A 20,181-nucleotide genomic window follows, 5' to 3' on the forward strand; every position below is an offset into this window, starting at 1 on the left:
ATCGTAACCTACGGTCCCGTAGGTTACCAGCCGGTAATGCCTAGATGTCGACCACGCAATCTCCTGACGCCGCCGAAATACAGGTCTGCACGCGGCTGCCCGCTTCGCGCTCGGCGCCGGTGCGCAGATCGCGGACATGGCCGTCGAGCAGGTCGACGACGCAGGACTGGCAGATGCCCATCCTGCAGCCGAAAGGCATTTGCACGCCGGCGTTTTCACCCGCATCCATCAGCGATGTCGCGGCATCGGCGGTGACCGTCTTTCCGCTGCGCGCGTAGGTCACGGTGCCGCCCTGGCCGTGCGGCGCTGCCTTGGATACGGCGAACCGCTCGATATGCAGTTTGTCGGCGATGCCCGCGTCGGCCCAGGCGCGCCCAGCCGCCTCCAGCATTCCCTGCGGTCCGCACGCCCACGTCTCGCGCTCACGCCAGTCCGGCACATCGTCGGACAACCTGGACAGATCCAGCCGGCCGTGTGTGCGCGTGGCCCGCGTCTGTAGTCGATAGCTTGCGTGGGCTTGACCAAGGTCGGCCAGCTCTGAAGTGAACATCATGTCGGATTCGGTTGGCGCAGAATGAACATGACGAATATCGGTGACCTGACCGCGGCGAGCCAGCGTGCGCAGCATCGACATCACGGGTGTGATGCCGGAACCTGCTGTGAGGAACAACACCGACGACGGCGCAGGGTCGGGCATCACGAAGTTGCCTTGTGGCGCAGCCAGCCGCACGATCGTCCCCGGTGCGACACCGCCGACCAGGTGCGTCGACAGGAATCCCTCCGGCATCGCCTTGACCGTGATCGTGATGGTCGCCTCCGACGTGGAGGGCGCCGACGTCAGCGAGTACGACCGCCACCGCCACCTGCCGTCGACCAGCAGGCCGATGCCGATGTACTGGCCGGGCTCATGGTTGAACTCGAACCCCCAGCCCGGCTTGATCACCAGCGTCGCCGAGTCCACCGTTTCGCGTCGGACCTCGAGAATCCGGCCGCGCAGCTCGCGCGCCGACCACAGCGGATTGGCCAGCTGCAAATAGTCGTCAGGAAGCAGCGGCGTGGTAATTCGTCCCACGACGGCGCGAAGTGTCTTCCAGATGGGATTTCTCCCAGCGGTGCCCGAGACCGTCGGCGGGCGGGTGTTAACCACCACCGCGGTGGGCTTATGAACCCTCGAACCCATAGAACCTACGGTACCGTAACCTACGCCTTCGTAACAACACGACGTCACAGCAATTCGAGGAGAAACGGCAGCTCCTGGGGCGCGTACCAGGCCAGATCATGGTCCTGCGCATCGCCGACAATCAGTTCGGCGTCCTCGTCGCCGAGGTCAGCCTCGTCGACCACCTCGATCGCCGCCTCGACGTCACGCTCGGCGGCCGAATTGTCGACGTGTGCACAGACCACCCGGTCCATAGAGACCGGGCCGACGAGGCGCACTACCGCATCGTCGAGCAGTGGAAGCGGCGTCACGTTGTCCACGTCGGCCACCAGCACCGCCCGCCGCCGTGGCAGCTCCGACGCATCACTGCTCAGCAGCCGCAGCGACGCCAGGGCCGCCTCGCGCAGCGCCACCTCCGCAAGTTCGTCGTCGTCGCCCTCGGCGTAGGCCTCACGCAGCGTCGGGGTGACCGCAAAGGCGGTGCCGTTCACCGGGTTCACTGCACCCTCGGTCACGAGCCGCTGCAGCATGGCCAAAGTCGTTGGGACATAAACCCGCATGCCGAAACAGTAACGCTACTGCGCTGTCTCGAGCAGCTCGTCGAGCGACTCACGCAACAACGATGGCAGCAACTCGACGTCGCTCATCGCGTCACGGTCGGCGTTGATGCCGAAATACAGCTCGCCACAATATGACGTCACCCCGATGGCGAGCACCTGGTTGTACAGCAGTGGCGGCACCGCATAGGTCTCGAGGAGTTTCGCTCCGGCGATGTACATCTGCGATTGAGGGCCGGGAACATTCGTGATGAGAAGGTTGAACACCCGCGTCGCGTAGTGGGTGGCGACCCGGATTCCCATGGCGTGCAGGGTCGGTGGTGCGAACCCCGACAGCGTGATGATCGTCCGGGCGTCCACCAGGCTCGGCGCGGTGGGATGCGATTCGGTGGCGTGGGCGATCTGCGACAACCGCACCACCGGGTTGCCCTCGCCGACCGGAAGATCCACCAGAAACGGTGACACCTCGCTGATGGCTTGGCCCGGACCGGCATTGGTTTCGAGGTCGGCTTCGGGGTACACCGACATCGGCGCCATGGCGCGCACACTCACCGGAGTCATGACGGGCTCGCCGCGGGAGAGCAGCCAGTTGCGCAGGGCCCCCGTGATGACGGCCAGCACGACGTCGTTGACGTCGCAGTCGTAGCGGGCCCGCAGCTTCCGGTAGTCCTCGAGCCGGGCGGAGGCGACGGTGAATCGGCGATTGCGCGAGACCTCGCTGTTCAGCGGGCTGTCCGGCGCCGTGCCGCGCAGCACCGTGCGTGCCGTGTGGACGACGTTACGTCCGAAGTCGGCGAGGTAGCCCGCGTTCGCGGCGACGTCGCTGATCGTCGAGCGCACCGCCTCTAGGTGCGTGGTTGGCCGCGCCACCCATTCGCCGATTGCACCCAGCATCAGCTCCATCGACGACGGCTCGTGAGCCGCAATCCAGATGTCCTCCCCGAAGTCGGGCTGACGTTGCGTGCGATCGGCGATCACATGCCCGATCTCGAGCGCGGGCATTCCGTTGACCAGCGCCTGGTGCGACTTGATATAGAGCGCGAGCCGGTTCTTCGAAAGACCCTCTACCAGGTACATCTCCCACAGCGGCCGTGCTCTGTCCAGCGGTCGCGACGCCAGCCGCGCTATGAGCTCGTGTAACTGATCGTCGCTGCCCGGGGACGGCAGGGCAGAACGCCGGACGTGATAGGTGATGTCGAAATCCGGATCGTCGACCCACACCGGTCGCGCGAGTCCCAATGTCACCTCGCGCACCTTCTGTCGGTAGCGAGGAATTTGGGGAAGTCGCCGCTCCACCGTGGTAAGCAGCGTCTCGTAGGACAATCCGGCCTTCGGGCGGCGCAGGATCGACAGAGAGCCGACGTACATCGGGGTCGCAGTGTTTTCAAGGTGGTAGAACGCTGCGTCCGTCGCCGACAAGCGTGTGACCATCGCGAAGCGACCTCCCCTCCGGTCCTCAGCCCCCCGCCACGGTAGCCGGACAACCTTGTACCACGCACGACGGGCGCGTCGCGCGCTCGATGGAACGAAACGCGCCAGCGCCTGCGTCTGTCAGACATGACCCAGGACTCCCCTGTCGTGCCCGTTGTGGACTTCGAACCGCCGATCGGTGCGCCGCGCCGGGTGTCGCCGTTGGGCGCGCTGCGCCGCACGTCGCATCGGCGGCTGACGGCGGTGCCGCCGGTGGCGTCCCAGACCGCGCCCCATGCCGCCGCGACATTCGCGGACACAGCGCTGCGCGCAGTGCTCGAAGTCGTCGACGGGCGGCGTCCGTTCGCGCAGATAGCTCCGCTGCTCGGCCACGGACTCGCCGACACGGTCGTCGGCCTGGCCCGTTCGCGTCCCGGCGCGGGTCTGTCTGCTGCACAGCTTCGCCACGTGCGGCTGCGCATCGTGGACCGCGACGGCGACGTCGCCGAGGTCTTCGCGACGTATTGCCGTGGCGATCGGGTGCGCGCGATCGCGGGCCGGGTCGAATGTGCCGACGTTCGCGGACGTCGACGGTGGCGGCTGGTCGCGCTGCATGTGGGCTAGCGTTGGTCGCCATGGACGGCAACACGCTCAGCGTCGAACGCGTCATCAAAGCGCCGGCCGGGGACATCTTTGCTCTCGTGGCCGACGCCGGAAAGCACGCCAGCATCGACGGATCGGGGCGGGTGCAGCACGCGACGGCCGAATCGGTTCCCCTGAAGAAGGGATCGAAGTTCGGGATGGCGATGAAGGCGGGGCTGCCGTACCGGTCGACCAACACTGTGATCGAGTTTGAGCAGGACCGGCGCATCGCTTGGAAGACGACGTTTGGCGGCGGCCTGGCCGGCGGGCGGATCTGGCGCTACGACCTCGAACCCGTGGAGGACGGCACGTTGGTCCGCGAAACCTGGGACCTCTCGCAAGACAAGCAGCGGTGGTTCCTGAAGCTCGGTGCGATGCCGCGGCAGGCCGAGGAGGGCATGCAGGCGACGCTGGAACGGATCGCGGAGTTGCTCGAGAAGTAGGCTCCGGCGTGTCGGTGGCGTCTACTATAATCGAATGTATGTTCGAATCAGTTGACAACCTCGCTCCTTCCAAACTTGTGGATGTGATCGGCGAGGCTCACGCCGAGCAGTCGCGTCAGACGGCGCGCAAGCTGACCGCGATCGTCGCCTTGTTGTGGCATCGAATCTATGAGTTCGATGTCGATCCCGATCCTGACCACCGCACGATCACTGGGTTTCAGCGCACCGCTGCGGAGGTAGCTGCGGCGTTGACCCTGTCACCGCGCGAGGCCAGCACGCTGGTAGCACACGCCGAGAACCTTGCATTGCGGCTGCCCAAGACCGCCGCCGTGCTTGCCGACGGCAGGACCGATTGGCGCACGGTGGAATTGGTGATCGAGCGAAGCGAGCTGGTCGGCGGAGCGTTCATCGACGCACTCGACGAGGCGTTCGCCGCGCGGGTGTCGGTGTGGCGGTCCTGGTCGCGGCGCCGTGTGATCAACGCCGTGGATGCGATGGTGTACGCCGCTGATCCCGACGGCGCAAGGGAACGCCGCCAGGCCGCCGAGCATCATGATCGCCGTATCGGGGTCACCCCGTTGCCCTACGGCATGGCCAGGATCAGCGGCACGGTCGCCGCCGAAGCGGCCGCGGCCTTCGATGCGCGACTCTCACAGATGGCCACCGCCGTGTGCGCCGACGATCCCCGCACCATCACCCAGCGACGCGCCGATGCGGTGGACGCGCTGGCTGCTGGCGACGAGCTGGCATGCATGTGCGGCGGGCCCGGGTGCCCACAACGAGATCGCGCGCCGCGGCCGGCGGGCGGCACGCAGGTGGTGATCAATGTCGTTGCGAGTCAAGACACGATCACCGGCTGCAGTCAGCAGCCCGGTTATCTGGCCGGCTACGGCGTGATCGACGCCGACCACGTCCGTGAGCTGGCCGACAATGCGTCGCAACGAATGCTGGACCCGACGATCGACGAGGCCGCGGCACTGACCTATCAGCCCTCGGCAGCACTGGAGCGTTTCGTGCGATGCCGCGACCTGACGTGCCGGTTCCCGGGATGCGATGTGTCCGCGCAGTATTGCGACATCGATCACACGATCCCGTTCAACCACGACAACCCGGCCGCCGGCGGCATGACCGTCGCGTCGAACCTGAAATGCCTATGCCGTCAACATCATCGGCTCAAAACGTTCGGCGGCGGCCCGGACGGGTGGCGTGAAAGACAGCTTGGCGACGGCACAGTTATCTGGACTTCGCCGACCGACGAGGTGCACCGAACCACCCCGGGAGGCGCCGATCTGTTCGCCGGACTGCGGGCACCGGCGTGCCAGGCGCCGAAGCCTTCACACCGCAACCATTCTCGCGATCGCGCTGCACGAATCACTCGGGTGCGCAAACGCAACAGCGCCGTCCGGCCGCTGAATAAGGAGCATCGTCGCATGATCTTCGCCCGCAAACACGAGATCGGCGCCAGAAAATTCCGAAACCACTTGCGCCGCCAGCTGTTTCTGTTCAAAGGCGCACCCAGCACCAGCCCGTTCTGCACATGGGTCAACGAGCCGGAAGAACCCGAAGAACTTCCGCCGGATTGGCTGCCGCCACCCGAACCTCCGACTCCAGACGAGCCGCCGTTCTAAAGCGGCCGGAGCCCGCGGTCACTCGCCGGGCGTGGTGTCCTCGTCGTCCGGTAGAGCATGCCCGGGGGCACCCGGGGTGGGATCGTTGGCCGGGTCGGCCAACGGGTGCGGCCCGCTGGCGTCGTCGGGCAACGCGTGCCCGGGCACACCAGGGGTCGGATCCTTGGACGGATCCACCCGATACGGCTCCTGAGTCATGCGATCCCCTCTCTATGTCCGGCGCGACTTCGGCTGCTTTGATCCGCGCGCCTGCCGGCGTGCGGCTTCCCGGCGCTCACGCCGCGTACCGCCGGAGGTCACGCCGGCGGGCTCACCGCCGCCGTTGCGCCGCTGCACCTGGGCCGACCCGTCCTCGGACGGACCAGTATAGGTGAGCTGCTGCTCCCCATCGTCAATTCCCTTGGCGCGCAACGCCGTCGGCGGGGAGTCCGCGCGCTCCTTGGTGGCCACCGAACCCTCCTGAGCGCCCGCCGCCGCGGCAGCCGCAGCGAACGCGGCCAGGCCCTGAGGCGCAGCCACCGGCGCGACAGCCGGCGCCTGCACCGGTTCCACGGCAACGTTGAACAGGAAGCCGACGGACTCTTCCTTCAGCCCGTCCAGCATGCCGATGAACATGTCATAACCCTCACGCTGGTACTCGACCAACGGGTCGCGCTGCGCCATCGCGCGCAGCCCGATGCCCTCCTTGAGATAGTCCATCTCGTAAAGGTGTTCGCGCCACTTGCGATCCAGGACATTGAGAAGAACATTGCGCTCGAGTTGGCGCATCGCTCCTTCGCCGGCCAGTTCGGCGATCTCGGCCTCGCGCTTCTCGTAGGCCTGCTCGACGTCCTCCAGCAGCGCGTCCAGCAACTCCTCGCTGGTCAGGTCGTCCATGTCGTCGTGCTCATGGGTCAGGTTCTTGTAATCAAGGCCGACCGGGTACAGCTGCTTCAACGCCGTCCACAGCTGCTCGAGGTCCCAGTCCTCGGCGTAGCCCTCGGCGGTCGCGCCGGCGACGTACGCCTTGATGACATCGCGAACCATGTCCAGCGCTTGGTCTTTGAGGTTCTCGCCCTCAAGGATGCGCTTGCGCTCGGCGTAGATCACCTTGCGTTGCTGGTTCATCACCTCGTCGTACTTCAGGACGTTCTTGCGGACCTCGAAGTTCTGCTGCTCGACTTGAGTTTGGGCACTCTTGATCGCGCGGGTGACCATCTTCGCCTCGATCGGCACGTCATCGGGCAGGTTCAGCCGATTCAGCAACGCCTCCAGCGTCTCGCCGTTGAACCGCCGCATCAGCTCGTCGCCAAGCGAGAGGTAGAACCGCGACTCGCCTGGGTCACCCTGGCGAGCCGACCGGCCCCGCAGCTGATTGTCGATGCGCCGCGACTCGTGTCGCTCGGTGCCCAGCACGTACAGTCCGCCGGCCTCGATCACCTCTTCGGCTTCGGCCCTGGCCTCGTCTTTGACCTTGAGCAGTTCCTCGTGCCACGCCGCCTCGTATTCCTCGGCGGTTTCGATGGGGTCGAGGCCACGCTCACGCAGCCGCTTGTCGGCCAGGAAGTCGACGTTGCCGCCCAGCACGATGTCCGTGCCGCGGCCCGCCATGTTCGTCGCGACGGTGATCGCGCTGCGTCTGCCGGCCTCGGCGATGATGTTGGCCTCTTGCTCGTGATACTTCGCATTCAGCACGTTGTGCGGCACGCGGCGCTTCTGGAACTGCCGCGACAGGTACTCGGAGCGCTCGACGCTGGTGGTGCCGATGAGCACCGGCTGGCCCTTCTCGTACCTCTCGACGACGTCGTCGACGACCGCGATGTACTTGGCTTCCTCAGTCTTGTAGATGAGGTCGGACCTGTCGGTGCGGATCATCGGCTTGTTCGTCGGGATCGTCACCACGCCCAGCTTGTAGATCTCGTGCAGCTCAGCGGCCTCTGTCTCGGCCGTGCCCGTCATGCCGGACAACTTGTCGTAGAGCCGGAAGTAGTTCTGCAGCGTGATCGTGGCCAACGTCTGGTTCTCGGCCTTGATCTCGACGTTTTCCTTCGCCTCGATGGCCTGGTGCATGCCCTCGTTGTAGCGGCGGCCGATCAGCACGCGGCCGGTGAACTCGTCGACGATCAGCACCTCGCCGTTGCGGACGATGTAGTCCTTGTCGCGCGAGAACAGCTCCTTGGCCTTGATGGAGTTGTTGAGGTAGCTGACCAGCGGAGAGTTCGCGGCCTCGAAGAGGTTGTCGATGCCGAGCTGGTCCTCGACGAACTCCACGCCCAGCTCGTGCACACCGATCGTGCGCTTGCGCAGGTCGACCTCGTAGTGGGTGTCCTTCTCCATCAACGGCGCCAGCCGCGCGAACTCGGTGTACCAGTTCGACGCACCGTCGGCGGGCCCGGAGATGATCAGCGGGGTGCGGGCCTCGTCGATCAGGATCGAGTCCACCTCGTCGACGATCGCGAAGTTGTGGCCCCGCTGCACCAGATCTTCGATCCGGTGGGCCATGTTGTCGCGCAGGTAATCGAACCCGAACTCGTTGTTGGTGCCGTAGGTGATGTCGGCGGCGTAGGCGACGCGCCGCTCATCGGGGCCCATCTGCGCCAGGATCACTCCGACGTCGAGACCAAGGAAGCGGTGCACGCGGCCCATCCACTCGCTGTCGCGTTTGGCGAGGTAGTCGTTGACCGTGACAATGTGGACGCCCTTGCCGCCGATCCCGTTGAGGTAGGCCGGCAGCACCGAGGTCAGGGTCTTGCCCTCACCGGTCTTCATCTCGGCCACGTTGCCGAAGTGCAGCGCCGCGGCGCCCATCACCTGCACGTCGAAGGGCCGCTGATCCAGCACCCGCCAAGCCGCTTCCCGCGCGATCGCGAACGCTTCGGGCAGCAGGTCATCGAGGGATTCGCCATCGGCGTGGCGCTTCTTGAACTCGTCAGTCTTGGCGCGCAGCTCCGCGTCGGTCAGCTTCTCGATATCGTCGGACAACGTGCCGACGTAGTCCGCCACGCCCTTGAGGCGTTTGACCATGCGACCTTCACCAAGGCGCAACAACTTCGACAGCACGGATACGTCCCCTAATTTCTTTTCAGACTTCGGCGTACCCCATGGTAGGCGACGGGCCGCAAGGGGGGAGCGAAGCGACGGGAAGGAACAAGGGGCGAGCGAAGCGACGGGAAGGGTGAGGCCCCGCGGTTTCTCCTGGCGAGCGTCAGGCGAGCCGGATCAACCCATAGTCGTACGCGTGACGCCGATACACCACGCACGGCCGGTCGCTGTCCTTGTCGTGGAAGAGGAAAAAGTCGTGGCCGACCAGTTCCATTTCGTACAGCGCGTCGTCCACGGTCATGGGGGTCGACGGGTGTTCCTTGGTGCGCACGACGCGCCCGGGCTCATGACTGTCCGCCTCGATACCGTCCAGCTGCGCGGCTTCGCCGGCCACGGGCTCACGTAGCTCCGGCCAGGGAGCAACGACAGCGGTGGCCTCGGCCAGCGACACGGGCGTCTTGTCGCCGTAGTGAATCTTGCGGCGGTCTTTGCTGCGCCGCAGCCTGCCTTCGAGCTTGCACACCGCGGATTCGAGGGCGGCGTAGAAGCTGTCGGCGCAGGCCTCGCCGCGAACCACGGGGCCGCGACCGCGCGCGGTGATCTCGACGTGCTGACAGTTCTTGCGCTGACGCCGGTTGCGCTCGTGATCGAGTTCGACGTCGAAGAGGTAGATGGTGCGGTCAAAGCGCTCGAGGCGGGCCAGCTTCTGCGACACGTAGATGCGGAAATGGTCGGGTATCTCGACGTTGCGGCCTTTGACCACGATTTCGGCGGTCGCCATCGGCTCGGCCGGGTCGTCGACGTAGTCGGGGGCTAAAGCCTGCTCAGATTCCACGGATCGGATTGTCATGCTGGGCAACTCGTTTCTGTCGCGGCGTCGCACGCGGTCGGCGTGCGTGATGGTCAGTACGGCGCCAGTGGGCCGGGAGCTGCAATGCAACGTCGGTGCTGCCACCCCGCTGGGCCAGAGGTCGGTCTACTCACCTCCTACCGCTCTCGGTATAAGTGGCGCCCCTGACGAGAGAGGCGGCCGCCGTGATGGATCACGGATTGCTTTGCCCCGACGGTAGTCCGTGTTAACCATTGCGTGCCACTCATTTGGCGGACCTGTTGCCAGTTCTTCACATCTGTTTGACACCGGAGAAACTGCCGTGAGCGTCAAGCGTGCGCAATCGCCATCACGCCGGCAACACGCGCGCCTGCGGCCTGCAGGACCCGGACGGATTCGGTTGCCGTGGCGCCGGTGGTCACGATGTCGTCGAGCAGGAGGACCTCCCGGCGGCCGACGATGCCACGGACGAGGCGCACTCGGCCGGAGACGTTGGCCTGCCGCGCGGCGGTGGAAAGCCCGACGGAGTCGCGCGTCATCGCCCGCATCCTCAGCGCCGAGACCACGCCGACGCCCTCGCGACTGCGGCCGATCGCGGAAGCCACGCGAGCGACCGGATCACCACCGCGCCGCCGGGCCGCCGTGCGGCGGGTGGGAGCCGGCACCAGCGCCAAAGGCGGCTCGACGACTCCCCACGCGATCAGCCTGTCGAGCCCTGCACCAAGGGCCGTCGCCAGCGGGCCGATCAGATCGCCGCGACCACGCTCTTTGACGGCGACGATCGCGGCGCGGCGCGGCCCGGCGTAGCGGCCCAACGAGAACACCGGCAGGCCCGGATCGACGCGCGGGTGGATCAGTCGCGGGTCGTCGGGCCGCAGCGACAGTTCAGCCGCGCATGCGTCACACCAGCGGGTGGACGGCGCACCGCAGCCGCCGCACTCCAGTGGAAGGACGAGGTCGAGCACACCGCAAGTATGGGGACGACGACCGACTACTCTGCCGGTTTGCCCCGCTGCTCCCCTTCTGGTGATGCGGCTTCCTCGCCGGAGTCCACGGGCTGTTGCGACTCGGCCGACGGGCTGCCTGATGCCGCGGCGGTCTCGCTGGGTTGCGCGTCGAGCAGGTCGGCTGACACCCCGGCGTCCTGTGCCGCGGCGTCGGCTTGCATTGCGGTGTCGGTGAATTCGGCCTGCTCGCGCAGGTGCCACCCCTGGGGAATCTCGTGATGGTCGTAGTAGTGCTGGAACAAGGTCAGCGCGTCGGCTGCGGTCAGCACCTCCGACGGCCGTACGGCGTACTCCACGTCGCCACGGCGAACCGCCTCAGATGCGTTGGATTCGTTGGCCGCATCCGCGCGGCCGACCGTGTACAGCCGGTGCACTCCGTCGTCGTCGAGACGCTTGATCTCCACGGTCAGCCGCTCGGCGCTGCCGGCCGTCTGGAGCCATTCGGTCGGATGCACCACTTCGTCGTACTCGGCATCGGCGGGCAGCGGATAAATGAGGTAGTACTCGTACTCGCCGTCGCCGAGCCTGTTGATGATCGCCGCCAGCTGGCCGGGAATCTCCTCGGTGAAGTTGCTCATCCACCCGCTGGAACGGTTGTTCTCGGCCACGTGGGTGGGTCGGTCGAGCCTCATCCGCCTGGCACCGTCCTGATGGTCACTTGGGTGATCTTCACTGTTTCGACGACTCCTTGTTCGTTGACGATGGTCGCGTATGCGGGGTTCTGGGGCGACACCTGGGCGTCGAACACTCGCTGCCCGGGCGACAGGGATGCCGTCCCGGACTTGATCTCGATGCCTTCATACGTACGGTCGGGCAGTCGGGCCAATCCGTCGTAAAACCTACCGTTGGGGGCACCGCTGACGGACGCCCGCCGCTGCTCGGTGGTCACCCAGCGGCCCGGGTTCGCGTTTTCGTACTGTTTGATGCCTTGCGCTTCGGCGTTGCGTCCGTACCCAAAGCCGTTCTGCCCGGTGAACTTTCCGCCGCTGTCGCGATTGTCGCCGCGGTTGACGCCCTCGCCTGGATACCCCGTGCGCGCCTGCATGACCACGACGCCGTTCTCGCCTGCCGCGTCCTGGGCCAGATCGATCGCGCCGCCGCCCGTGAGCACTGCCCCGCCCGCGAACATCAGCGCCCCGGCGGCGTTGGCGGGCACGCCGACGATCGCGCCGACCCCTGTGGCGTCCGCGATCACACCGCCGCCGAACATCCCCGCTCCGGCGTCCATCAGCAGCGCTCCACCGGCGATCGCCGCCACGTCGAGAGGATGATGCAGCGCCGCATTGCCGATGCTCGCGCCCGCGTTCACGACGTCTGCCAGCACGTTGTACGCGGCGTCGCCGAATTGCTGCAGCTCCATAGCGGCCCAGCGGCCCATCGCCTGCGCGACCATCTGGGCGGCGGAGATGATCGGCGCCAGCAACGTCGCCAGCGCCGCCACTTCCTGCATGAAGTTGTTCAGGATGACGCGGATGTCGTTGGCGATCTTCTGCAGTTCGTCCTCGTCGGCACCGGTGATCAGGTCCCACAGTTCGTTCAGCGGCGTCATCGGGTTCATCACCCGCGACAGCAGGTCGATGATCGCGGCGTGCACGGCGTCGATCTGGTTTGCATAGCTGACCAGGTTCGACGCCATCATGACGGTCTGGTTGAACAGCACCGTCGAGTTACTTGCAGTGCTGCCGATCCCGGAGGTGATCTGGGCGGCTTCGGGCATCTGCTGGGCCGCCACCGTCGACAGTGCGCCGAACTCGCTTCCTTCCATGCCGAGAAACGCGCTGCCTGCTGATGTCCAGGCCAGCGCCGCCGCGCGCAGCCGCGCCGAATCCCCGTTGGGCCAGACCATTCCGACCAGAGGCTGGATCAGAAACCATCCGGGCGGCGCCGACGCGCTGGTGCCTCCTTGCGCCGACGGGGGCAGCTTCGCGCTCGTGGGTGTGGTCGCCGCCGGCGTCGGCAGCGGGGACGATGGTGCTCCGTTGACGTTCGAGGCGACCTCGGCCTTCGAGTAGTTCGACGCGCTCGTCCGGATGCCGTCACCAATTCGGTTGGCGCCGTTGGTCAAATCGACCATCGACTCGATCAACGACTTGGCCGAGGCGTCGTACTGCCGCCCGTGCACGACCCCAGCCGGGTCATTGCCGCACATGCCCGCGCAGGCGCTCAGCGCCCCCGCGAGCGCGGCGCGCGCGGCGGCCAGGTCCTTTCCCGAGCCAAGCAGCGACGTTCCGGCGCCGTCAAGTGCGATCGGGTCGACTGCGAGCGGGGCCATAGAGCGGTGTTATGACCACATCGACGCGTTCGCCGAAATCGCGCCGGTGTAGTTGTGGTGCGCACGGTCGCCGGCGTTGCGCAGTCGGCCCAGCGCCTCTCGCATCATCTTGGCGCCCTCGGTCCAGCGCTGATGTGCCTCGGCGTGCGCGGCGGCACCTTGGCCGCTCCACTGGACGTGCAGATTCGCCACGAGCGAATCGACCTCGGCGAGCATCGACTCGACGTGCTGCTCGAACGCCGACATCCTGGCCACCGCGTCAGCCAGGGCCTCGGGGTCGACCCGGAAAGCGTTGCTCACCTGGGCACGCTCCGCACCGCAGCAGCCGACGCCTGTTCCTGCGACGCGTAGTCGTGAGCGGCTTGGCCGAGCAGCTCGGCCAGCGTCGACAGGCCAAGATGCACCTTGCCGGCACCGCTGTGCCACTGCCGCCAGAGGTCCTCGTAGGCCGCACCGGACGCGCCGCGCCACCCGTCGAGCGCGTTCGAAGCCTCGGCGTCCATGGCCTTAAGGCCCTCGCTGTAGTTCTCCGCGCCGTGGCTGAGCATCTCGGATACGCGCAGAAGCTCCTCGGGGGAGGCGCGCAAGTTCGAAGGATCGCTCAAGGTGATCTCACTTGGCTCGGGGAGTTTGCTCTGAGCCTACCGACGGCTGCGCGGTGCACCCGACACGAATTCGGCGCCAGCCGGCGTCAGCCCGGCAGGACCGGGATCGCGCCGGGAGTCATCAGCACGCGCACGTCAACCCACTTCTGCTGGTTTTCGGCCGCACTGCTCGACAGCTGCAGCACGCCGCGCTGATCGGCCACGTAGACCATCGAGGGGTTGGCCGCGACCGTCGACACAGGCGAAGCGACGTTCTGGTTCGGGGCATCGGAGTTCACCCCGTCGAGGTTGACGTAGGACACCGGGTGCGCGGGGTCGTTGCGCCCGACCACGATGTCGTCGCCGGTGCGCCAGCACAGCGACACCACCGATGAGCCAAGTCCGAACCCGAGGCGGCGGGGGTAGGTCAACGCGTTCTCCCCCGCGGGTGTCTGCTCGACGGTCGCGAGGATGACTTGGCCGTTGATCGCCATGGCCGCCCGCGTGCCGTCCCGGGACAGCGCCATCTCGGCGATCGGACCCGGGAACTTGGCGGCGACCGCGGCCGCGTCGACGGGGATGCGGGCCGGCTGACCCGAGGCGGCTTCCTGTATCACCCGCACCACGTTGACGCCGTCGATCACCACCCAGACTGCGTTGTCCAGCGACCAGCTCGGGCGGCTGACCATCCGGCCGTCGGTGGCCTCGACCGCGACGCCGCCGGTGGGCCCGATCCACAGCGACGCCGCCGCGTCGGGTTGACCGCCGCGCAGCGATACCACCGATGCCATATCGCGGCCGGTGCGCGACAGCGTCGCGGCCCGCTGGTCGGGCATCTGGCCGAACGAACCCGGCACGCGCGGCGCGTTCTCGCCCTCGACCGACACCAACGACCCGCCGATCAAGCCGTGCAAACCGGCCGCGGCGCCGTCGTCGGCACCGGGATCGGTGGACGCCACGTCGGTGGCCTCCCAGCCGTTGGCGAATCTGTCGTCGAGCGCGGCGCCGTCGGCGTTGATCACGTACGGTCCGGAGATCCCGGCCCGCGCGAACGTCCAAATGATTTGAGCCGCAACCAATTGCCGGCTGTGCGGGTCGGTGGTCGACAGTCCTTCCAGCTCGACGCGCGCTCCGCCGTAGCCGCGTCCGATCCCGGTCTTGCCACCGTCAGCGCGGGTCACCGGCCCGCGCAGTCGCAGCGGCGACGCAAGCAGGTTGCGCACTGACCGTGCCATCTCCGGGCGCTGCCCGGCGATCAGCTTGCTCATCAATTCCGTTGGCAGCTGGTCGGGATCGGACACCGCGACATACCGGGGATCGGGCACCACGGTCTTGCCGGTCGGGTCGGCGAAGTAGAGGGTGTTGCGCTTGTAGGTGGCCTGGAACTGCTGCCAGTCCAGGAACACCCCGTTGGGGAGCCGGTCGATGCGCCAGCCGCCGCTGGTCTTGACAAGCTCGATGGGCCCTGGGTCCGGCAGTGCGCCTTCGCCCGTCTCGAACACCCCGATGTCGGAAAGCGATCCCAAGATGTCGGCCCGCATGTTCACCGAAACCCGCTCGGCACTGCGGGTTTCGACGAACACCACGTTGTCGATCAGCAACGAGCTGCCGGCGTCGTCCCATCCTCGCGACGCGGAGTCGGTCAGGAATTGCCGCGCGGCCAGGTGCCTGCTGGCCGGGTCAGCGGTGGCCTTGAGGAACTCGCGCAGCAGGACGTCGGGATCCATGGCCGGGGTTGGCTTGGGCAGGCTCGGCGGGGCCGAGCGTTCGACGGTTCCGATGGCCTGCGGCGAGGACGACGACGGCACGCCCGCGCACCCCGAGACGGCCAGCGCCATGGCGAGCACCGGGCAGGCCAGTGCCCCCAGCCGTCTCACCGGCTTTCCGCCGGCTCCCGCTGGCGCGGGCTGCGGCGGTCCTTATGCTCGACAACTGGTTGGGCGACGGGCTTGAGCGGCAGTGGGCTCGTGGTCACCTTGTGCCCGCGCACGAGCGGCAGGGTCAGCCGGAAGCATGCCCCGTTGCCCGGCTCGCCCCACGCCTCCAGTCGACCCTGGTGTAGCCGGGCGTCTTCGATGCTGATCGCGAGCCCGAGACCGGTGCCACCGGACCGACGCACCCGGGACGGATCCGAGCGCCAGAACCGGCTGAACACCAGCTTCTCCTCGCCGGGGCGCAGGCCGACGCCGAAGTCGCGGACGGTGACGGCCACGGTGTCCTCGTCGGCGGCCATGTTGATCTGCACCGGCTTGTGCTCGGCGTGGTCGATCGCGTTGGCGATCAGGTTGCGAAGGATGCGCTCGACGCGGCGCGGGTCGACCTCGGCGATCACCTCCTCGTCGGGCAGCTCCTCCTGCACGTCGACGTTGGCGTCGCCGGCCAGGTGCCCGACGTTCTCCAAGGCGCTGCGCACGGTGTCGCGCAAGTCCACCTGTTCGACGGACAGCTCAGCCACGCCGGCGTCGTGGCGGGAAATTTCGAGCAGGTCGGCCAGCAGCGTCTCGAAGCGGTCGAGTTCGTTGACCATGAGCTCGGTGGAGCGGCGCAGGGCCGGGTCGAGGTCGTCGCTGTGGTCGTAGATCAGGTCCGCGGCCATCCGGACGGTGGTCAGCGGGGTGCGCAGCTCGTGGCTCACGTCGGAAGTGAAGCGGCGCTGGAGACTGCCGAACTCCTCGAGCTGGGTGATCTGGCGCGACAGGCTTTCAGCCATGTCGTTGAACGAGACGGCCAGGCGCGCCATGTCGTCCTCGCCGCGCACCGGCATGCGCTCGGTGAGATGTCCCTCGGCGAACCGCTCGGCGATGCGCGACGCCGAGCGCAACGGCTGCACCACCTGCCGGGCAACCACCAGCGAAATCGCTGCCAGCAGCACCAACAGGACTGCGCCGCCGGTCAGCATCGTCCCGCGGACCAGCGAAATCGTGCTCTCTTCGCTGGACAGCGGGTAGATCAGGTACAGCTCCAGCGCCGACACGGGGCCCGTCGTCGGGCTGCCGATGATCAGCGCCCTGCCGGTGAAGCCGTCGGTATGCACAGTGGCGTACTGGTAGCTGACCTGCCCGGCTTTGACGAAGTCGCGCAGCGATTCCGGGATCTGCGTCATCGGGCCCGCGGACGTCGCCGCCCGGGGACCGTCGCCCGGCACGACCAGCACCGCGTCGAACGCGCCGGCCAATCCGTTTCCGGCAGCCGGCTCGGTCTTGCGGTCGGTGATGGTGTTGCGCGCCAGCTGCAGGCTGCTGTCCAACGAGCGGCTCTCTTCACCGCCGACGATGCCGCTGACGGTGGCGCGCGCCCGGTCGATCTCCTCCGTTGCCGCACGCACTTTGGCGTCGAGCACGCGGTCGGTGATTTGGCTGGTCAGCACAAAGCCGAGGACCATGATGACGAGCAGGGACAGCCCGAGGGTAAGGGAGACCACCCGCAGCTGCAGTGATCGACGCCAGGCCAGCCCGACGGCTCGACTCAAGGCGCGCAGTCCGCGCAGTAAAGGGGCAGAGCGCTGGATGCGCCGCCTCGAGCCCCAGATCACGGGCGGCGCTCCGCCGGGGTCACGGAGGTCCGGCCTTGTATCCCACTCCTCGAACGGTCAGCACCACCTGCGGGTTCTCCGGATCCTTCTCGACCTTGGCCCTCAGCCGCTGGACATGCACGTTCACCAAACGGGTGTCGGCGGGATGCCGGTAGCCCCACACCTGTTCGAGCAGCACATCACGAGTAAACACCTGGCGCGGTTTGCGCGCCAACGCCACGAGCAGGTCGAATTCCAGCGGCGTCAGCGAGATCTGCTCACCCTGCCGGGTCACCTTGTGCGCAGGGACGTCGATGTCGACGTCGTTGATCGACAGCATCTCGGCGGGCTCGTCGTCGTTGCGACGCAGCCGAGCGCGCACCCGGGCGACCAGTTCCTTCGGCTTGAACGGCTTCATCACGTAGTCGTCGGCGCCGGACTCGAGGCCGAGCACCACGTCGACGGTATCGGTCTTGGCGGTCAGCATCACGATCGGCACGCCGGAGTCCGCACGCAGCACACGGCACACGTCGATGCCGTTCATGCCGGGCAGCATGAGGTCCAGCAGCACCAGGTCGGGACGCAGTTCGCGCACCGCGGTGAGCGCCTGACTGCCGTCGCCGACCACCGCGGTGTCGAAGCCCTCCCCCCGCAACACGATCGTCAGCATTTCGGCGAGCGATGGGTCGTCGTCGACAACAAGAATCCTTTGCCTCATGGAGTCCATGGTGTCACCACATTGGGATAAAACGCTGCTACCACGCTGGGTGTTTTGCGCGTTAACGGCCGAGAACGCCAGCCAGCGCCACCGGATCGACGTCTGGAGCCACAATCTGCCAGCGACCGCCGAAGCCCTCGGCGGCGAGCCCCGCGTACACCGCGCTGGTGCGCCGTTGCAGTCCGTCGTCGCGCTCGTAGCTGTCGCGACGGCGGCTCGCGTCCTCGGATTCGCGCTTGGCGGCGCGGTCGGCGGCCAGCTCGGCGGAGACGTCAAGGAGCACCTGCCAGTCGGGCAGCGGCAGCTGCAGCCGCTCGAACTCGAGGGCATGCACCCAGGCGACCGCCTCCCCGGTCGCGTCCTGGTGCAGGCGCGCTGCACTGTAGGCGGCATTCGAGGCGACGTAGCGGTCGAGGAGCAGCACGTCGTACGCCGCGAGCAGGTGACCGATCTCTTCGCGCGCGCCGGCCCGGTCCAGCGCGAACAGCACCGCCATCGCGTGCACCGACGCGCCGAGCTCGCCGTGCTCGCCATGCAGTGCCTCGGCGGCGAGGTCAGCGGGCACCGAATGGCCGTACCGCGGAAAGGCCAGACTGGCCACCGACTTGTGGTCGCCCTCGAACGCCGCGCGCAGCCCGTCGCACAGTGTGCGCTTGCCTGCGCCGTCGACGCCCTCGATTGCGATCAGCAGTCCCGGCACAGGTCCCGAACTTAGTCGAGCGCCGCGATTGCTGCCTTCAGCTCCGGCATGGTCTCCTTGAGCAGCTCCAGGCTCTTCCAGCCTTCCTCGGGAGACAGGCCGCCAAGGAGCGGCTGGAACGGGAAGGTCGAGTGGGGCGGCATCTGCGGCACAATCGCCAGCAGCTCGTCGGGTGTCCACGCGGCGAACAGCCCGGCCTGACGTAGCGCGGCCGGGTCCGCCAGGCCCTTGAACGGCGATGTCGACGAATCTCCTTCTTCACCAGCCCATTTCGCGTACTCCGTGATGACGTGAATGGCGTGGCGCTCGATCGCTGCCCAGCCCTCGTCCTTGTCTTCGCACAGATGGATGGAAATGGGCGTGGGACCCGGCCGGAAGTACCTGCCGGGCGCCTGGTCGAGGTTGCGGCACTCTTCGAGGTAGACGTCGATCAGGTCAGGATTGATCGGGCCGAAGCCGACGCCGAAGCGAGCGGCCCTCTTCGCCGATGCCGGCACTCCCCCGCCCACCATCACGATGTCCTCGGGCTTCTGCACCGGCAGCGGCCTGATGTACACCGGCCGTCCGTCCACCTCGAACCGCTCGCCGCGCAGCGCCCGCAGGATGGTGTCGAGTCCCGAATCCATTGCTTTGCCACGGGTTTTCAGCGACTTGCCGAACATCGCGAACTCGAACGGCACGTATCCCGCACCGAAGATCACCTCAAGGCGGCCGTTGCTGATGAGGTCGGTCACCGCGATCTGCTCCGCGAGCATCAGCGGCTCGTGCAGGGGCAGCAGGACTGCGCCGAGACGGAAGCGGACGTTCGTGGTCACCGCTGCCATGGCGGCCGCGAGCGTGAACGGCTGCGGTAGATAGCCGTCCTCCGATGCGTGGTGCTCCATCAGGTTGATGACGGCAACGCCGATGTCGTCGGCGAAGCCCGCCATCTCGATTGCCGCGCGATACAGATCGCTCGTCGGCGTCGCCCACTCCGGCGCGCGCATGTCGAACATAAGGGTCGTTCCGACGCTTCGCATCCACGAAACGCTAGACGACGACGCCGAGACTGCTGCCAGATCGCGAAATTCGCTATTTATGCGATCTCACAGCAGTCTCGGCGCTCGGGCCCAACCGCGCTCAGTACCGGTAGTGGTCCGACTTGTACGGGCCCTCGACGTCGACGCCGATGTAGTCGGCCTGCTCCTTCGTCAGCTTGGTCAGCTGGCCGCCGAGCGCCTCGACGTGGATGCGGGCCACCTTCTCGTCAAGGTGTTTGGGCAGCCGGTAGACCTCGTTGTCGTACTCGTCGTTCTTGGTCCACAGCTCGATCTGCGCGATCACCTGGTTGGAGAAGCTGTTGCTCATCACGAACGACGGGTGTCCGGTCGCGTTGCCCAGGTTCAGCAGCCGCCCTTCGGACAGCACGATGATCGAATGGCCGTCCTCGAAGATGAACTCGTCGACCTGCGGCTTGATGTTGATCCGCCGGACCTTCGGATCGCGCTCCAGGCGCGCCATCTCGATCTCGTCGTCGAAGTGCCCGATGTTGCCCAGGATCGCCTGGTGCTTCATCGCCTTCATGTGCTCGAGGGTGATGATGCCCTGGTTGCCGGTGGCGGTGATGACGATGTCGGCCCACCCGATGGCCTCTTCGACGGTCTTGACCTCGAAGCCGTCCATCAGTGCCTGCAGCGCGTTGATCGGGTCGATCTCGGTGA

20 protein-coding genes are annotated in these 20,181 nt (G+C 67.0%); 3 read left to right on the forward strand and 17 right to left on the reverse strand.

The annotated features are described in order from the left end of the window. Window positions 1–40: 40 nt before the first annotated feature. Genes QOH60_RS25670 through QOH60_RS25680 form a run of 3 tightly spaced genes read right to left on the reverse strand, consistent with a single transcriptional unit; the run spans window position 41 to window position 3,147 of the window. Complete coding sequence (locus QOH60_RS25670) at window positions 41–1,180, reverse strand: ferredoxin reductase (RefSeq protein WP_526424695.1); 1,140 nt, start codon at window positions 1,178–1,180, stop codon at window positions 41–43. A 44-nt stretch (window positions 1,181–1,224) separates the two neighbouring features. Next, the gene (locus QOH60_RS25675; RefSeq protein ID WP_526424696.1) at window positions 1,225–1,719 is read right to left on the reverse strand and encodes a DUF6912 family protein; all 495 of its coding nucleotides are present in this window, start codon (window positions 1,717–1,719) and stop codon (window positions 1,225–1,227) included. A gap of 15 nt (window positions 1,720–1,734) precedes the next feature. Next, window positions 1,735–3,147, reverse strand: a complete 1,413-nt coding sequence (locus QOH60_RS25680) for a WS/DGAT/MGAT family O-acyltransferase (RefSeq protein ID WP_526424697.1) — start codon at window positions 3,145–3,147, stop codon at window positions 1,735–1,737. Window positions 3,148–3,273: 126 nt separating this feature from the next. On the opposite strand from QOH60_RS25680, the gene QOH60_RS25685 reads away from it, so the two are divergent. Genes QOH60_RS25685 through QOH60_RS25695 form a run of 3 tightly spaced genes read left to right on the forward strand, consistent with a single transcriptional unit; the run spans window position 3,274 to window position 5,839 of the window. Continuing rightward, complete coding sequence (locus QOH60_RS25685) at window positions 3,274–3,750, forward strand: Rv3235 family protein (RefSeq protein WP_526424698.1); 477 nt, start codon at window positions 3,274–3,276, stop codon at window positions 3,748–3,750. A gap of 11 nt (window positions 3,751–3,761) precedes the next feature. Further along, window positions 3,762–4,211, forward strand: coding sequence for an SRPBCC family protein (locus QOH60_RS25690; RefSeq protein ID WP_526424699.1), 450 nt, complete (start codon window positions 3,762–3,764; stop codon window positions 4,209–4,211). Window positions 4,212–4,249: 38 nt separating this feature from the next. Then, window positions 4,250–5,839 carry an HNH endonuclease signature motif containing protein gene (locus QOH60_RS25695; RefSeq protein WP_526424700.1) on the forward strand — a complete coding sequence of 530 codons (1,590 nt, stop codon included), beginning with the start codon at window positions 4,250–4,252 and terminating at the stop codon, window positions 5,837–5,839. A gap of 18 nt (window positions 5,840–5,857) precedes the next feature. Here QOH60_RS25695 and QOH60_RS25700 read toward each other — a convergent pair whose 3' ends face one another. The 14 genes from QOH60_RS25700 to QOH60_RS25765 all read right to left on the reverse strand — a co-directional run. Further along, window positions 5,858–6,037, reverse strand: a complete 180-nt coding sequence (locus QOH60_RS25700) for a hypothetical protein (protein ID WP_526424701.1) — start codon at window positions 6,035–6,037, stop codon at window positions 5,858–5,860. Window positions 6,038–6,049: 12 nt separating this feature from the next. After that, window positions 6,050–8,878, reverse strand: a complete 2,829-nt coding sequence (gene secA, locus QOH60_RS25705) for a preprotein translocase subunit SecA (protein ID WP_526424702.1) — start codon at window positions 8,876–8,878, stop codon at window positions 6,050–6,052. A gap of 145 nt (window positions 8,879–9,023) precedes the next feature. Then, window positions 9,024–9,710 (reverse strand): ribosome hibernation-promoting factor, HPF/YfiA family, encoded by a 687-nt coding sequence (gene hpf, locus QOH60_RS25710; RefSeq protein ID WP_526424703.1) that lies wholly within the window; start codon window positions 9,708–9,710, stop codon window positions 9,024–9,026. Between the two features lie 308 nt (window positions 9,711–10,018). Further along, complete coding sequence (locus tag QOH60_RS25715; protein WP_526424704.1) at window positions 10,019–10,654, reverse strand: ComF family protein; 636 nt, start codon at window positions 10,652–10,654, stop codon at window positions 10,019–10,021. A gap of 26 nt (window positions 10,655–10,680) precedes the next feature. Beyond that, window positions 10,681–11,328 carry a hypothetical protein gene (locus tag QOH60_RS25720; RefSeq protein WP_526424705.1) on the reverse strand — a complete coding sequence of 216 codons (648 nt, stop codon included), beginning with the start codon at window positions 11,326–11,328 and terminating at the stop codon, window positions 10,681–10,683. Then, window positions 11,325–12,968 (reverse strand): NAD(+)--arginine ADP-ribosyltransferase, encoded by a 1,644-nt coding sequence (locus QOH60_RS25725; RefSeq protein ID WP_526424706.1) that lies wholly within the window; start codon window positions 12,966–12,968, stop codon window positions 11,325–11,327. Before QOH60_RS25725 ends, QOH60_RS25720 begins: the two co-directional genes overlap by 4 nt. A gap of 9 nt (window positions 12,969–12,977) precedes the next feature. Then, a complete protein-coding gene (locus QOH60_RS25730; RefSeq protein WP_526424707.1) occupies window positions 12,978–13,268 on the reverse strand; it encodes a WXG100 family type VII secretion target in 291 nt (96 codons plus the stop codon). Next, window positions 13,265–13,573 carry a WXG100 family type VII secretion target gene (locus QOH60_RS25735; RefSeq protein WP_526424708.1) on the reverse strand — a complete coding sequence of 103 codons (309 nt, stop codon included), beginning with the start codon at window positions 13,571–13,573 and terminating at the stop codon, window positions 13,265–13,267. The genes QOH60_RS25730 and QOH60_RS25735 overlap by 4 nt, the downstream gene beginning before the upstream one ends. Before the next feature lie 86 nt (window positions 13,574–13,659). After that, window positions 13,660–15,411: an MtrAB system accessory lipoprotein LpqB gene (lpqB, locus tag QOH60_RS25740; RefSeq protein WP_526424722.1), complete on the reverse strand. Its 1,752-nt coding sequence runs from the start codon at window positions 15,409–15,411 to the stop codon at window positions 13,660–13,662. Between the two features lie 14 nt (window positions 15,412–15,425). After that, window positions 15,426–17,084: an MtrAB system histidine kinase MtrB gene (mtrB, locus tag QOH60_RS25745; protein ID WP_526424709.1), complete on the reverse strand. Its 1,659-nt coding sequence runs from the start codon at window positions 17,082–17,084 to the stop codon at window positions 15,426–15,428. Between the two features lie 19 nt (window positions 17,085–17,103). Next, the gene (mtrA, locus tag QOH60_RS25750) at window positions 17,104–17,790 is read right to left on the reverse strand and encodes a two-component system response regulator MtrA (RefSeq protein ID WP_526424710.1); all 687 of its coding nucleotides are present in this window, start codon (window positions 17,788–17,790) and stop codon (window positions 17,104–17,106) included. Window positions 17,791–17,842: 52 nt separating this feature from the next. Next, window positions 17,843–18,472 (reverse strand): dTMP kinase, encoded by a 630-nt coding sequence (locus tag QOH60_RS25755; RefSeq protein ID WP_526424723.1) that lies wholly within the window; start codon window positions 18,470–18,472, stop codon window positions 17,843–17,845. A gap of 20 nt (window positions 18,473–18,492) precedes the next feature. Continuing rightward, complete coding sequence (locus QOH60_RS25760; protein ID WP_526424711.1) at window positions 18,493–19,500, reverse strand: LLM class flavin-dependent oxidoreductase; 1,008 nt, start codon at window positions 19,498–19,500, stop codon at window positions 18,493–18,495. Window positions 19,501–19,600: 100 nt separating this feature from the next. Then, window positions 19,601–20,181, reverse strand: a 581-nt coding sequence (locus QOH60_RS25765) for an adenosylhomocysteinase (RefSeq protein ID WP_526424712.1), incomplete at its 5' end; no start/stop codon positions are given.

It is taken from the genome of Mycobacterium sp. (assembly GCF_032159765.1).
Classification (GTDB): domain Bacteria; phylum Actinomycetota; class Actinomycetes; order Mycobacteriales; family Mycobacteriaceae; genus Mycobacterium.